Raw genomic sequence first — 13,437 nt, 5'->3', positions numbered from 1 at the left:
GGGGGCTTGCCCCCGGTTTTTCTATTTAGAGGGTTGAGGATTCATGACTATCACGGACCTGGTGCTGGTTCTTTTTATCTTATCGCTGCTGGCGTATGCCATTTACGATCAGTTCATCATGCCCCGCCGTAATGGCCCCACTCTACTGACTGTTGCCCTGCTTCCACGCAGTCGAGTCGACAGCGTTATCTTCATCGGTTTGATTGTTATTCTGATCTACAACAACATCACCAGCCACGGAGCACAATTCACCACATGGTTATTATGTGCACTGGTGTTAATGGGGTTGTATCTGTTCTGGATCCGTACGCCCAAAATTATTTTCAAACAAAAAGGTTTTTTCTTCGCCAATGTCTGGATTGAATATAACCGGATTAAAGAGATGAATTTATCAGAAGATGGTGTACTGGTGATGCAATTAGAACAGAGACGATTGCTTATTCGCGTACGAAATATAGACGACCTGGAGAAGATATATAAACTTCTCATTTCAAATCAATAGATTACAAATATAGCCTGAACTATGTTTTTTATATCTCAGTGAAAAACAAACATAGCTAAGGCTATATCCCCCCTCCCACATGTTATTTAATTTAACGTTTTATCTATAAATAAATCTAAATGAAAATTGTTTTCATTTAGAAGTCAAATAATATTTCTGCGTTTCTTGTTTTATATTCCAAAAATATGTTAAGGTTGCGCCCGTCGTTGGGGAGTAGCCGATTTCCAGACTCCGGAAATGTACGTGTCAACATACTCGTTGAAAAACGTGGCACGTACGGACTGAACATCACGTTTAGTCAGGCGAGACCATAGGCACATCAACTGCAATGCATATTTGAATGGCTCTGTATAGACAGTGGGTCCGCTCAGTGTGCATGGTTACTGGGGGCAGTGATGTGTTTTATGGAATACCCCGGTCAGGACGCTGTTATGAATATCACCGCAACTGTTCTTCTCGCTTTCGGCATGTCGATGGATGCTTTCGCGGCATCAATTGGCAAAGGCGCCACCTTACATAAGCCAAAATTCTCTGAAGCTCTGCGTACCGGCCTTATCTTTGGCGCAGTCGAGACCCTTACGCCACTGATTGGCTGGGGAATGGGCATGCTTGCCAGCAAATTCGTGCTGGAGTGGAACCACTGGATCGCCTTCATTCTGCTGATCTTTTTAGGCGGCCGAATGATAATCGAAGGCTTTCGTGACAACGATGATGAAGATGAAGAGCCGCAGCGCCGTCACGGTTTCTGGCTGCTGGTCACCACCGCCATTGCGACCAGTCTGGACGCGATGGCCGTCGGGGTCGGTCTGGCTTTCCTGCAGGTCAACATTATTGCCACTGCGCTGGCCATCGGCTGCGCCACGTTGATTATGTCTACTCTCGGGATGATGATCGGTCGTTTCATAGGCCCGATGCTGGGCAAACGTGCGGAAATTTTAGGCGGGGTGGTACTGATTGGTATCGGCGCCCAGATCCTCTGGGCACACTTCCACGGTTAATTCAGGCGCTGCCAGATATGAATACTAAAGTCAGTCTGGCAGTCAAACTTCGTTTTCCCCGCTAACGTTTCCCACACTTCCGGCTTTGCCCGCCAGGCGAACGGCGTCATTTGCAATAACGCAACGGCCTCGCTGCCCTGAAGCTGCATCTGATACCCCAGCGCAATACTCTGTTGCAGAACAAAACCGTCCAGTTGCTCTGTGTGTGGCGCATGTAAACGCACCTCATCATAAATCAGCCCTTTCAGCTCCAGCAAATGACGCGGACCCGGCGTGGCGGTGATGACCCATCCACCCGGTTTTACCACGCGGGCCAGCTCTTGCGCTTTGCAGGGGGCGTAGATCCTGATAATGGCGTCCATTGACGCATCGGCAAACGGCAGACGATGGCTGGAGGCAACGCAAAAGGTTACCTGCGGATAGCGCCGGGCCGCGGCTTTAATTGCTACTTTGGAGACATCAAGGCCAAAGGTTGTACAGCCCGCTATCGCATCCGCGAAAGCGTGGGTGTAGTACCCTTCCCCACAGCCGATATCCAGAATCGACGCCTCGTTTGTTCCCAGCGTCTCGCTGAGTACATTCACAATCGCATCACGCAGCGGTTGATAGTGCCCGGCATCCAGAAATGCCCGGCGAGCCTGCATCATTTCCGCACTGTCACCCGGATCGCGCGACCGCTTATGCTGAACCGGCATCAGGTTGACATATCCCTCTTTCGCCACGTCAAACTGATGCCGTCCAGGGCACACAAAACTGTTATTCGCTTGAGTAAGAGGCTGATGGCAAAGGGGACAGGAAAACGACATGACAACTCCGGCTGGTGATTTAAGGGCGCAAGTGTAACGCGATTTGCGCCCCGCGAAAATAACTTACAGCGACGGCGAGGCCAGGCTACTGCCGTGCATCACCAGCAGATGGCCTGAATCGGCTGGCATCCCGTCGGGTTTCACGTTTTCCAGACGCAGGACATCACCCATTATCTGGCTGAACACCGGGGCCGATACTGCACCGCCGTAGTAAGCGCCGTTTTGTGGGTTATTTATCACCACGACCAGCGCGAATTTCGGATCACTGGCAGGGGCAACCCCTGCCGTATACGCCACGTATTTATCGACGTACTTACCGTCATCGCCTATTTTTTTTGCCGTCCCGGTTTTCACCGCAACACGATAATCCCTCACCGCAGCCTTGGTCCCACCGCCGCCGGGTAGCGCAACGCTCTCCATCATATGTTCAACCTGATGCACCAGCGCCTCTGGCATTACGCGGGTTCCTATCACCGGTGGGTCGATACGGGTAATTGAAAGCGGTCGGTAGACGCCAAAACTGCCGATAGTGGCATAGACATGTGCCAGTTGGAGCGGTGTCACCATTAACCCGTAGCCGAATGCAAAGGTCGCGCGGTCCAAATCGCTCCAGTAACGTCGCTGAGGCATTAAGCCGCTACTTTCTCCGGTGAGGCCTAAACCGGTTGGATCGCCGAAGCCAAAGCTTTTATAGGTATCCAGCAGTTTCTGCACCGGCATTGCCAGCGAAAGGTGCGACACACCGGTATCGCTCGATTTCTGCAAAATACCGGTAAGCGACAGCTCAGGGTAAAACCCGACGTCGCGGATACGATGGCCATCAACATTAAAGGGGTGGGTATCAATCACGCTGTCAGGCTGCACAATCCCCTGCTGGAGAGCGGTCATGATCACTAATGGTTTGACGGTTGAGCCAGGTTCAAAGGTGTCACTAATTGCACGGTTGCGGAAATCATCCAGTACCGCGCCTTCGCGGTTATTAGGGTTAAAATCGGGAAAACTCGCCATCGACAGGATTTCACCGGTGGCAATACTTACCAGCACCGCCGCACCAGAATCCGCTTTATTCCATGTCACGGCATTGTCCAGCGCATCTTCAGTCACCGTCTGCAAACGCTCATCAATACTGAGCTGCAATTCGTGCGCGGGGACCGGCATCACTTCCGTGATATTTTCAATCACATGCCCGAACTTGTCTTTGCGCACAAGACGAGAGCCGGGTTTACCCATCAACTGGCTGTTGAAACTTTTCTCCAGGCCTTCAATACCTTGTCCATCAATGTTGGTAAAGCCGATGAGATTCGCCGCCACATGACCTGCGGGATAGAAACGGCGGGATTCTTCGCGCAAATTGATCCCCGGGAGATTCAGATCATCAACCCACTCTGCCTGCTGTGGAGAAATCTGTCGTGCCAGATAGATAAAACGTCCAGCAGGGTTACTGTTTACACGTTCCGCCAGTGAACTGAGTGACAGATGCAGGGTTCTGGCCAGTGCTTGCCAACGTTCGTTATAACCCACGCCCCCCTTGCTAATAATGGTCTTGGGATCGGCCCAAACTGCATTCACCGGCACGCTTACCGCGAGGGGACGTCCTTCTCTGTCGGTAATCATCCCGCGTGGTGAGGCGATTGTGACTTCACGTAACGAACGCATATCCTCCTGCTTGACCAGACTCGTTGGGGTGACGATTTGTAACCACGCAACCCGACCAAGCAACAATCCCAGACTCAACAGTATTGCCACACAAAGCAGGGCAAAACGTACGGGAGTAAAATTGCGCGCATCGCCGTCGTTTTTCTTTTTCACCGGGGCTCCAGCAAGATAGTTTTTCAGGTGACTGATTTAACGGGAATTGCCGGGAGAAAGCGGGGAAAACAATGCTACGAACATCACGCCTTTGCAACAAAGCGCTAATAGGGAGGCATTCAGAAATATTTTGACGTAATTTGAATTAAAAAGCCCCGCATAAGCGAGGCTTTATATCTGAATTGGTTGCGCCTGAGCGCTTCAAATCAGTGGTATCGATCAGATAGCTGTTACGTTAACAGCAGCCGGACCTTTCTGGCCGTCCTGAATTTCGAACTCAACGTTCTGGCCTTCAGCCAGAGTTTTGAAGCCGTTACCCTGGATAGCGGAGAAGTGTACGAACACGTCTTTGCTGCCATCAGCCGGAGTAATGAAACCAAAACCTTTAGACTCGTTGAACCACTTAACTTGACCTTTAATCTTTGCCATTTGCAAAATTCCTTAGAGTATTTTCTTCGCCCGCAGGCATAACATAGATAAAACTGAGACATTACTGCTTGAGGCACTAATATAAGGTTCGGCAGAGAAGCGGTATTCAACGTCAACGTGTTTACTCAGGACTTCTTTACTGAAAATGCCACACATAAACAGAACTGTACCTCGTTTAACCCAAACCGTGTTATCACATACAACGTTAATAATGGCAAGCCATTTTTAAACGTGTCTCGATCGGTCGCACAAATCCCGCAGTTCATCAAACAACAACTGCACAGTTATGCGCCAGACCAAGTAGAGATATATCCTCGCCTCTCTCCCCTTGCCCCGGCTGGCCTGCACCGTAGCAGGGACTTTTCTACCATAGCTCATCAAGTTGAACTGTTCCAGGTTATCTGTCACAGCCTCTGCCGGATATCATTTTTTATGCTTAGTAATGCATAAAATATCACAAGCATAAAAATGAGATCGGCATTCTGGTTTTGCACCAAAATAATGAAAGAATGATGACAATGCACAAAAAAAAGTAAGAGAAACGTTTCGCTGATAATAAAACGATCGGTATCACAAAAATGACACAATCATATTATTAATCTATGGATAATTATATTTATGTCGAACCAGAGATAAGATATTAATTGGTCAGAGCATCTGGAAAAGCGCAGGTTCCACGTGTGCCAGCGCAGTAATTGCCGGATTGTTGCAGAAGAAAATAATCTGATATCGTTGACGACAGGATGAAGCATCTGAGAATAGCATCTACAGACTCTCACCCTGTCTTTCTGTTTACTACCGTTCGGCTACCAGGCGAATGATGTCATCATCTTCATCCTGAGTTGGCACCGCAGCAGGCTCTTCTGCTTTTTCCGGTTCGTTAGCTTCACAAAGACGACGGAGCAATGCGTTCTGTCGTTTTTGCTGATCCAACAACGCCTCAAGCAGTTCAATCTGCTCGTTAGTTCGCGAACTTGCCCGATTGATGAAAAACCACAATACAAGCCCGACAACCAGAACCACCACCGATACCACTAAAGACGCAAAACTCAACGCGCCAGAATTCAAAACTTCGTTCATTTCACCACCTCAATGTAGACAGCGTAGTTTACCATTGCCGCACGAGAAGGTAATCAACTGTTACTGAAATGCGCTTACCAGGGAATAAATTTATTGATGGCGCAAATTCCGCTGAAAAATTGTACGTCCTGATCGCACATGATGTTGAACACCTGCGCCCACATCAGCATGCATACCAGCACGACAACTATCAGGACCACCCATCGAATTTTTTTCACTCCAACTCCACTCTCCGAATCTACAGCTTATGTTGATAAATTATCATGAGTTACCTAAACCCTAAGTTAACTGTAACGGCATTAAATGTTTTTAGGAATGATTCACTTGTTTCATCCCATGTACAGGCTAATCTAATAATAACGAGAAAAGATAAGAGGTTGTAATGCGTCTGATTATCCGCGCTATTGTGTTGCTCGCTCTGGTTTGGATCGGTTTATTACTGAGTGGCTACGGCGTTTTGATAGGCAGTAAGGAGACTGCAGCAGGTCTGGGCCTGCAATGTCAATATCTGACCGCCCGCGGGACCAGCACCGCGCAATACGTCCATACCAACAGCGGCATCATTGGCCTGTCAGATTGTCCCCTGTTGAGGAAAAGCACCGTCGTTATCGATAACGGTTAATATAACAGCAAAAAGTCAGTACGTTATTTGCCCCGGCTACGACGACAGGTCATAAAAAAACCCGATACGCTGTATCGGGTTTTCGCGTATCGCAACACGTTAAAATCAGAACGGGTAATCGTTATAACCCATTTGCTCTGAAATCTTACGCGCTGCGGTATGCAGCATTTCGACATATTCGTGCAAACGTTCTTCAGAAAAACGCAGCGTCGGGAATGAGATGCTCAGACCCGCAATGACCACGCCGAAACGATCAAACACCGGTACCCCGATACAGCGCAGTCCTTCTTCCTGCTCTTCGTTGTCTTCGCCATAGCCCTGCTCACGAACTTTATCCAGTAATACCAGCAACTCATCGGTGTTCGTGATGGTACGATCTGTACTACGTTTGTACTCGATGCCGTCAAGAATTTCCTTCACTTCTTCGCGGTCGCGCCATGCCAGCAGCACTTTACCAATGGCGGTGCTGTACAGCGGATTACGACGACCGACGCGGGAATACATGCGCAAATTGTACATCGAGTCGATTTTATGGATGTAGACAATGCTGTCTTCATCCAACGCACCGAGGTGTACAGTTTCCTTGGTCAGACGCGAAAGTTCGCGCATCTGGATGTCCGCGCTACGGATCAGATCAACGTTCTGTAACGCACGCGCGCCCAGCTCAAATAGTTTCAGGGTCAGGGAATATTTCTCAGACTCGCCTTCTTGTGCCACATAACCCAGCGTTTTCATGGTCTGCAAAAAGCGATAAACGGTGCTTTTCGACATCATGACGCGTTGTGACAATTCGGTAATACCAATTTCGCGCTCTTCACCCAGCGCCTGCAGGATGCCAAAAACCTTCAGCACGGAAGATACAGAATCGGGTTGTTTATCCAGATCTGCGATAGCCATTTACCACCTCATTGCGAGTGTTTTATAAAAATCAGAACCGGTTTTTATTATAATTTCACGTACCAGCCGTCGCAATCTGTCTTTGCTCACTTAGTTACAAATCTGCGACCTAACGCCTGAATATCAATGCTAAAATTATTATTCTCATCATAATTTCCGACAAAATTGACTTCCTATGGAAAAAATTCAGGCCGATGGCCTGCCATTGCCCCAGCGATAGGGTGCAATTTTAACCATTGTTATTGGCATCTCTATAGCAGTACTGGACGGCGCAATTGCTAACGTTGCCCTGCCGACGATTGCCACCGATCTTCAGGCCTCCGCGGCCAGTTTCGGGCTGATCATTAATCAGCGCTGTCATTTCTGTCAAAGCTGACACTTTAAAAGAACAGTTTATTGACGCTAACCAAGATCGTATCTGCGTTCATAACGCACACTTCCACGACTATTATTTGAACGTTGGCTTATCTGGACACAGCTCTTTCAACGTTCTGGACTCTGAGGTTGTTCCAAACGATGAAAACTAAAATTTTGGCTGTCATGGCATTGATGGCTTCGTTCTCTGGTGCTGCTCATGCAGTGGGTGTGCAGTATGGTGAATACCAGCAGGTGCAGAACATCGCGCAATGTGGGTATATTGCCAACACAATGATCGCTGACAACACTGCTCAGGTGATGGAGTTGTCACTCAAAAAGTATGTAGACATAACAGCGAGAATGCGCCCTGGCGGTTATAACCCATCTCCTGGCGATCTGGCCACTGACTATGCGCTGTTCTTCCAGCAGTCAGTGTCAGATACAGAAGATGACATGTTTAAAGCTATCAATGCACAAGGCCTACCTCTTGCACCTGAGTCCTGGCAAGCTATGGCCGCTCAGTTTTGGGTAAGCAAAAACTGTGCAGCTGTCACCGCAGTGAAGTAATGAAGGAAAGTCCCCTCGAGGTGCAGACAATCCCCAATGAAGAGGATGTTTCCGTTGTTCGGGAAATACGGCTACGCGATACAGGAAGGACTGACCGTCTTCATTAATGGTGTATTTGACACAAAGGTGAAATCGAACGCTGGCTGACTCACGTTCATTCTTCCAAAGTTGGTGCAGAACATCGCCAGCACTCGATCCATCGATCATCGTATTGTCTGGTTAAGAGAGAAATTTAACCAGAGAGCAGATGTGAAAAAACCTCTAATACTCCAGCGTTGAAACTGAGGTCAAGGAGGTTTTCTTTTTATACATCTACGGCATACACCCATCAGGAATGTCACAAGGGCCTCATACTGGTAACCTGAGCCTGCAGCTACAACCACTTCGGTGGACATATCGCACCCATCGGAGCACAAAACTATCCCTCTTTGGTGACATCTTCGTCTTCGGAGCGTTTATTCTTTTTCACATGGGAGAATACCAATTTCGCACTCATCACCCTGCGCCTGCAGGATGCCAAAAACCTTCAGCACGGAAGAGAGATAATCGGGTTATTTATCCTGAGCGCGATAGCTATTTACCACCTCATTGCGAGTGTTTTATAAAAATCAGAACCCGTTTTATTACAATTTCACGAACCAGCCGTCGCAATCTGTCTTTGCTCACTTAGTTACAAATCTGCGACCTAACGCCTGAATATCAATGCTAAAATTATTATTCTCATCATAATTTCCGACAAAATTGACTTCCTATGGAAAAAATTCAGGCCGATGGCCTGCCATTGCCCCAGCGATATGGTGCAATTTTAACCATTGTTATTGGCATCTCTATGGCAGTACTGGATGGCGCAATTGCTAACGTTGCCCTGCCGACGATTGCCACCGATCTTCAGGCCTCCGCGGCCAGCTCAATCTGGGTCGTTAACGCCTACCAAATCGCGATTGTCGTATCACTCCTGTCACTCTCATTTTTGGGTGATATGTTTGGCTACCGTCGCATATACAAGTGCGGACTGGTGGTATTTCTGCTCGCATCACTTTTCTGTGCCCTTTCCGATTCGCTGCACATGCTCACACTGGCGCGCGTGGCCCAGGGGTTTGGCGGCGCGGCCTTGATGAGCGTGAATACCGCACTCATTCGCCTGATTTATCCGCAACGTCAGCTTGGACGAGGCATGGGGATCAACTCCTTTATCGTAGCGGTTTCCTCAGCAGCAGGCCCGACTATTGCAGCAGCGATCCTCTCGATTGCCTCGTGGAAATGGTTGTTTCTGATTAACGTCCCGCTGGGGATTATCGCGCTGCTGCTGGCCATGCGCTTCCTGCCACCTAATACACCGCGTAGCAATAAACCGCGCTTTGACCTGCCCAGTGCGGTGATGAATGCGCTAACGTTTGGCTTGTTAATTACTGCACTCAGTGGGTTCGCGCAAGGGCAATCGCTTAAGTTAATTGGTGCTGAGCTCGTAGGTCTCATCGTGGTAGGTTTCTTCTTTATCCGTCGCCAGCTCGCACTGCCAGTACCATTACTACCGGTTGATCTGCTGCGCATTCCGCTGTTTTCACTCTCAATTTGTACGTCAATCTGTTCATTCAGTGCGCAAATGCTGGCGATGGTTTCCCTGCCCTTCTTTTTGCAAACCATACTGGGTCGTAGCGAAGTCGAAACAGGACTACTACTGACCCCATGGCCACTGGCCACCATGGTGATGGCACCGCTGGCTGGTTATCTGATTGAACGCGTTCATGCGGGTCTTTTAGGTGCGCTGGGTATGGCCGTCATGGCAAGCGGGTTATTTTCGCTGGTGATACTGCCTGCGACTCCTTCTGATTTTAATATCATCTGGCCGATGATTTTATGCGGTGCGGGTTTTGGCTTGTTCCAGTCACCGAATAACCACACCATCATCACCTCTGCGCCGCGTGAGCGCAGCGGCGGGGCGAGTGGTATGCTAGGGACGGCGCGCTTGTTAGGGCAGAGTACCGGCGCGGCACTGGTGGCGTTAATGCTCAATCAGTTTGGTGACAGCGGAACACATATGTCACTGATAACCGCGGGTGTACTGGCAACGGTTGCCGCCATAGTGAGCGGCCTGCGTATCACGCAGCCACGCGCATAAACGCCAGGCCCGGCAACACTTCGCCGGGCCTGGCATCATTTATTATTCGCGTAACAGTGCCGATGTCACCACTCCGGTTGGTACATAGGATTGGACGGATCGTCGGTATCGCCCATAATACAATCTGAAAAAAACTCCAGACTAAATCCTGACGTGGCTAGCTGCATCAATTTACGCTGCTCATCCGTCAAATTCGCTGTTGGGTCAAGGTCTTCTGCTGAAGCAGCATAATCTGCGGAAACAGGCGTTGTGCTGATGGTCATATCACTCATGATCACTTCCTATTTAAAGAACTCTTTTTCAGTTTCCAATAGAGCTTCTATCGTCGACGACAAGACTTTGGTCAGGTTATTGTAGATGGTATTCGCCTGGCTTAATTTTTCTGACATAACTTGCGACTGACTCTCTACCGTACTGGACATCGTGTTCATTGAGTTTTCCCACTCGTTGAACATACTGCTACTGATAGAAGCTATTTCATCTGCACCGTGTGCCTCAAAATCCCAGGTCGAAGCAGGAGAAACATAAATATTCGCTTGATCCCCTCCCTTCCCATTCATGTCATATGCCTTGTCCATAACAACAACACTTTCTGTAAGATGCACACTAGCATTACTATCACCAGCTTCACTATTAGTTTTGGGCGGATTTAACATATCAGTTGGAATTAAAAAACAATCATATTCATGATAATCTTCAGTGTCCGTTGATGTTATCAATGTATAACCATCTGGTATATAAAACTCTTTCGCACTCAATTCGCTAATGGGTACAATAACCATGTCCTCGGTAGCTGCCAGAACAGTATATGACTTCTCCTTACCATCATTTCCAGTATATCTAAGGTCTCTGTCACCTTTATTTAAATAAGGCGGTTCAATGCTCTCTTCTTGATAGGCACTTCCAACATTCTCTCGATATTCATACGGTGGAGATGCCTGAACTCCGTGGGCATTAAAATCCCAATCAGCAACATCACTAACATAAATATTGGCTGCTTCACCACCATTAGTTGGACCGTTACCACCCATATTATATGTTTCAGTTTCAAGAACAATATCTTCCGTGACATGGTAAGCCCCGTCACGGTACGTTAGCTTATTTGTTGGTACCAAAAAGCAATCATATTCATGATAATCTTTAGTATCTGTCGATGTTACCAACGTATAACCCTCCGGAAACGTATAACCTTTATCTTTAAGTTCAGAATCAGGCACAACTTTTAAATCTTTTGTTGTGGGAATGACAAAATAGTCGTTAGTAAGATGGCTTGGATTGTTTATATCTTGTGCACCCTTAGCATCATATGAACGCATGTAAGGCTGGTTTCCGTAATAATGAGAATCGTAACTGGGTACCTCCGCATTTGTCGGTGTCTCACCCGCAGGTGTTGTTCCTGCACTTCCTACTTCCCCCAGTAGAGCAAGCGTTGCGTCCTTAGCATCCTTGATGGGCTGAAGATCCGGATAGACATATAAAGTATAAGTACCATCAGCCTCCGCCACCAAATAAAGCCGGCAGTCCGCTTTTGGCGGTTCATCAGGGTTAGGGTTAGCAACCGAATCAACCACCGTTACATTGTCAATATCATCCGCAGGATCACCCGTATTCACACTCATTTTCCCATCAGTGCCCGCTTCTATATGGGTTGTGATAGTAAGCTGATCGGATAGCTCCAGCTGATCCGCCCAATAATAGACCCCCTGCGCATCTAACCCACGAATAGCGACAGGACCGCGTTCAGGAAAAGGGCCAGCACTCGTTTCAGGGTTAATGGGGGCCAGGTTGAGATTACCATCGGCATCATATATCCCCCATCCATAAATTATGGCGTCAAGCGCATCATTCACACCAGCAATATCAATTTTCATTTTATCTTCATCGCTGGAGATAAATGTCACCATCAGTGATTTAAAGCTGTTAACATCATTGAGAAATTCAACGCTTTGGTTAGCAAGATCGGTATATACATCCATATAACCCGTTTGCAGTCCACGAAGTTCAGTACTGATATTTGCATAAATTTCCCAGTCACTCTCGGGAAAATTGCTCCCATCACCGTGATCGTTGTCATTTGACCAGGTAAAAGTGCTGTAGTCGATATCACCGTCAATCTTACCGTCACCATCCTTATCCATGTTTTTGTCAAAAGTGATATCCCAACTCAGCTTAACGTCAGCGGAGTCTTCTGCCGTTTCTCCCGAATTATCCTGGCTTGTAGCACCGATATTCGTGAGCTGAGAAAGAGAGGACTTCAACATATTCTGCGCAGGGGTGGTATCGATAAGGAGCCCTTTATTGAGGAGTTGCTGATATTGTTCAGAATAAACAGAAAGCTTTTCTGCCAATATATCAATCACCTGCTGGCGGCGTGTGCCCGTTTCTTCTGCGTCGGCAGTTGTCGACGCTGGTAGCGCCTCAGGCGATGAAGAAACCGCATTCGTGGTTGTACGTAGCGTTGAAAATGAAAGTTGTCCTGCTGTTGTGACACTGGTAGACATCGTATCTTTCCCTGAAAGGTGTGCAACGTTTTAGTTACCTGGCATCCCGGCAAGCGTATCCTGGGATTGCACATAATGAAGCAATTGTATGTTGCTGGTAATTGCAAGTTTCTGCATCGCGTTGTGCTTATGTACCGCGACGGTACAGACTGAACGCTTGAGAAGGTTTGCAATCTCTTTTACCCGCATGCCTCGTGCATACAGGCGAATAATTTCGAGTTCTCGCGAGGTTAACTGGGACTGCTGTTGAGCATAATCAGTAGTTATATCCGTCTGTTGGATCCGCGGAGAAATATAAAAACGCTTTGCCGCCAAATCGGATAACGCTTTTGGCAGGCAACGTTCCAAATCATCTTTCTTGCTTATTAACGCGTGCACCCCTGACGCCCGAAGACGCCGGAGCGTGGGAGTCAACGTGTAGTGTTCACTTACCAGCGCAATCAGCTTGAGTTCCGGTGCTATCTTTTGAATTCTCGAGATATAGTGACTGGCATCATTACTGTTTTCACAGTCAAAAGATACATCAACAATCAGAACTAAATTTTTATCATTGCGCTTGTCTGATAACGTGCGAATCAATTCATTCCGCGAATGTGTTACAAATGCAATATCCGCATACCCAACAAGCAGGCTACGTAATCCTGTAATAACAATCGGTTCATCACTGGCAACCGGGTAATGACTCCAACTTATTGATAGTGTTTTATGTTCAGATAATGCCCGATGACTTTGTCATGCAGCTCCACCGAT

At 47.8% G+C, this 13,437-nt stretch carries 16 protein-coding genes, 1 pseudogene and 1 riboswitch; of the genes and pseudogenes, 6 read left to right on the top strand and 11 right to left on the bottom strand.

The features are described 5' to 3' along the window. Nucleotides 1-43: 43 nt before the first annotated feature. Both RYZ59_RS21890 and mntP read left to right on the top strand, forming a co-directional pair. On the top strand, nt 44-502 hold the full coding sequence (locus RYZ59_RS21890) for a DUF986 family protein (protein WP_137381631.1): 459 nt from the start codon (nt 44-46) through the stop codon (nt 500-502). Between the two features lie 196 nt (nt 503-698). Beyond that, nucleotides 699-927: riboswitch (yybP-ykoY riboswitch) on the top strand. Between the two features lie 6 nt (nt 928-933). Then, nucleotides 934-1,500: a manganese efflux pump MntP gene (gene mntP / locus RYZ59_RS21885; RefSeq protein WP_115602405.1), complete on the top strand. Its 567-nt coding sequence runs from the start codon at nt 934-936 to the stop codon at nt 1,498-1,500. Here the strand turns inward: mntP and rlmA are convergent. The 6 genes from rlmA to mgrB form a co-directional block, all read right to left on the bottom strand. Beyond that, a complete protein-coding gene (gene rlmA / locus RYZ59_RS21880) occupies nt 1,497-2,306 on the bottom strand; it encodes a 23S rRNA (guanine(745)-N(1))-methyltransferase (protein ID WP_318050698.1) in 810 nt (269 codons plus the stop codon). The genes mntP and rlmA overlap by 4 nt on opposite strands. A 63-nt stretch (nt 2,307-2,369) precedes the next feature. Beyond that, nucleotides 2,370-4,115 (bottom strand): peptidoglycan glycosyltransferase FtsI, encoded by a 1,746-nt coding sequence (ftsI, locus tag RYZ59_RS21875; protein WP_318050696.1) that lies wholly within the window; start codon nt 4,113-4,115, stop codon nt 2,370-2,372. Between the two features lie 219 nt (nt 4,116-4,334). Then, entirely contained in the window at nt 4,335-4,544 is a 210-nt protein-coding gene (gene cspE, locus RYZ59_RS21870; RefSeq protein WP_001062678.1) for a transcription antiterminator/RNA stability regulator CspE, read from the bottom strand. 12 nt (nt 4,545-4,556) lie between these two features. Further along, nucleotides 4,557-4,700, bottom strand: coding sequence for a DUF2627 domain-containing protein (locus tag RYZ59_RS21865; RefSeq protein ID WP_003034983.1), 144 nt, complete (start codon nt 4,698-4,700; stop codon nt 4,557-4,559). Nucleotides 4,701-5,339: 639 nt separating this feature from the next. Beyond that, the gene (locus RYZ59_RS21860; RefSeq protein WP_318050694.1) at nt 5,340-5,624 is read right to left on the bottom strand and encodes a YebO family protein; all 285 of its coding nucleotides are present in this window, start codon (nt 5,622-5,624) and stop codon (nt 5,340-5,342) included. A 74-nt stretch (nt 5,625-5,698) separates the two neighbouring features. After that, nucleotides 5,699-5,842: a PhoP/PhoQ regulator MgrB gene (gene mgrB / locus RYZ59_RS21855; protein WP_202038431.1), complete on the bottom strand. Its 144-nt coding sequence runs from the start codon at nt 5,840-5,842 to the stop codon at nt 5,699-5,701. 164 nt (nt 5,843-6,006) lie between these two features. Between mgrB and RYZ59_RS21850 the strand changes: the two genes are divergently transcribed. Beyond that, on the top strand, nt 6,007-6,246 hold the full coding sequence (locus RYZ59_RS21850; RefSeq protein WP_061068061.1) for a YobH family protein: 240 nt from the start codon (nt 6,007-6,009) through the stop codon (nt 6,244-6,246). A gap of 105 nt (nt 6,247-6,351) precedes the next feature. Here the strand turns inward: RYZ59_RS21850 and kdgR are convergent, their stop codons facing one another. Continuing rightward, a complete protein-coding gene (gene kdgR, locus RYZ59_RS21845) occupies nt 6,352-7,143 on the bottom strand; it encodes a DNA-binding transcriptional regulator KdgR (RefSeq protein WP_137381626.1) in 792 nt (263 codons plus the stop codon). A 226-nt stretch (nt 7,144-7,369) separates the two neighbouring features. Here kdgR and RYZ59_RS21840 point away from each other — a divergent pair. From RYZ59_RS21840 to RYZ59_RS21825, 3 genes and pseudogenes are all read left to right on the top strand, one after another. Next, nucleotides 7,370-7,492: pseudogene (locus RYZ59_RS21840) on the top strand (hypothetical protein); the annotation flags it as partial. A gap of 167 nt (nt 7,493-7,659) precedes the next feature. Continuing rightward, the gene (locus tag RYZ59_RS21835; protein ID WP_202038430.1) at nt 7,660-8,067 is read left to right on the top strand and encodes a hypothetical protein; all 408 of its coding nucleotides are present in this window, start codon (nt 7,660-7,662) and stop codon (nt 8,065-8,067) included. Between the two features lie 751 nt (nt 8,068-8,818). After that, nucleotides 8,819-10,186: an MFS transporter gene (locus RYZ59_RS21825; protein WP_318050690.1), complete on the top strand. Its 1,368-nt coding sequence runs from the start codon at nt 8,819-8,821 to the stop codon at nt 10,184-10,186. A 65-nt stretch (nt 10,187-10,251) separates the two neighbouring features. Here RYZ59_RS21825 and RYZ59_RS21820 read toward each other — a convergent pair whose 3' ends face one another. The 4 genes from RYZ59_RS21820 to RYZ59_RS24845 all read right to left on the bottom strand — a co-directional run. Further along, complete coding sequence (locus RYZ59_RS21820) at nt 10,252-10,458, bottom strand: hypothetical protein (RefSeq protein ID WP_318050688.1); 207 nt, start codon at nt 10,456-10,458, stop codon at nt 10,252-10,254. A 9-nt stretch (nt 10,459-10,467) separates the two neighbouring features. After that, nucleotides 10,468-12,687: an IpaD/SipD/SspD family type III secretion system needle tip protein gene (locus tag RYZ59_RS21815; protein ID WP_318050685.1), complete on the bottom strand. Its 2,220-nt coding sequence runs from the start codon at nt 12,685-12,687 to the stop codon at nt 10,468-10,470. Between the two features lie 30 nt (nt 12,688-12,717). After that, nucleotides 12,718-13,266, bottom strand: a complete 549-nt coding sequence (locus tag RYZ59_RS21810; RefSeq protein ID WP_318050684.1) for a response regulator transcription factor — start codon at nt 13,264-13,266, stop codon at nt 12,718-12,720. Nucleotides 13,267-13,376: 110 nt separating this feature from the next. Then, the coding region (locus RYZ59_RS24845; RefSeq protein ID WP_071528444.1) for an IS1 family transposase at nt 13,377-13,437 on the bottom strand (61 nt) is incomplete at its 5' end.

Source organism: Citrobacter sp. HN-141 (assembly GCF_033341895.1).
In the GTDB taxonomy this organism is placed as follows: Bacteria; Pseudomonadota; Gammaproteobacteria; order Enterobacterales; family Enterobacteriaceae; genus Citrobacter.
The sequence above is the reverse complement of the archived record's forward strand: the minus strand, read 5'-3'. Positions and strand labels throughout refer to the sequence as shown.

Bases quoted from the DNA above. Each gene is read 5' to 3' on its own strand.
- RYZ59_RS21890 (WP_137381631.1), top strand. From the start codon at position 44: ATGACTATCACGGACCTGGTGCTGGTTCTTTTTATCTTATCGCTGCTG.
- RYZ59_RS21860 (WP_318050694.1), bottom strand. From the start codon at position 5,624: ATGAACGAAGTTTTGAATTCTGGCGCGTTGAGTTTTGCGTCTTTAGTG.
- RYZ59_RS21835 (WP_202038430.1), top strand. From the start codon at position 7,660: ATGAAAACTAAAATTTTGGCTGTCATGGCATTGATGGCTTCGTTCTCT.
- RYZ59_RS21865 (WP_003034983.1), bottom strand. From the start codon at position 4,700: ATGTGTGGCATTTTCAGTAAAGAAGTCCTGAGTAAACACGTTGACGTT.
- RYZ59_RS21820 (WP_318050688.1), bottom strand. From the start codon at position 10,458: ATGAGTGATATGACCATCAGCACAACGCCTGTTTCCGCAGATTATGCT.
- RYZ59_RS21815 (WP_318050685.1), bottom strand. From the start codon at position 12,687: ATGTCTACCAGTGTCACAACAGCAGGACAACTTTCATTTTCAACGCTA.
- cspE (WP_001062678.1), bottom strand. From the start codon at position 4,544: ATGGCAAAGATTAAAGGTCAAGTTAAGTGGTTCAACGAGTCTAAAGGT.
- RYZ59_RS21850 (WP_061068061.1), top strand. From the start codon at position 6,007: ATGCGTCTGATTATCCGCGCTATTGTGTTGCTCGCTCTGGTTTGGATC.
- kdgR (WP_137381626.1), bottom strand. From the start codon at position 7,143: ATGGCTATCGCAGATCTGGATAAACAACCCGATTCTGTATCTTCCGTG.
- rlmA (WP_318050698.1), bottom strand. From the start codon at position 2,306: ATGTCGTTTTCCTGTCCCCTTTGCCATCAGCCTCTTACTCAAGCGAAT.
- mntP (WP_115602405.1), top strand. From the start codon at position 934: ATGAATATCACCGCAACTGTTCTTCTCGCTTTCGGCATGTCGATGGAT.
- RYZ59_RS21825 (WP_318050690.1), top strand. From the start codon at position 8,819: ATGGAAAAAATTCAGGCCGATGGCCTGCCATTGCCCCAGCGATATGGT.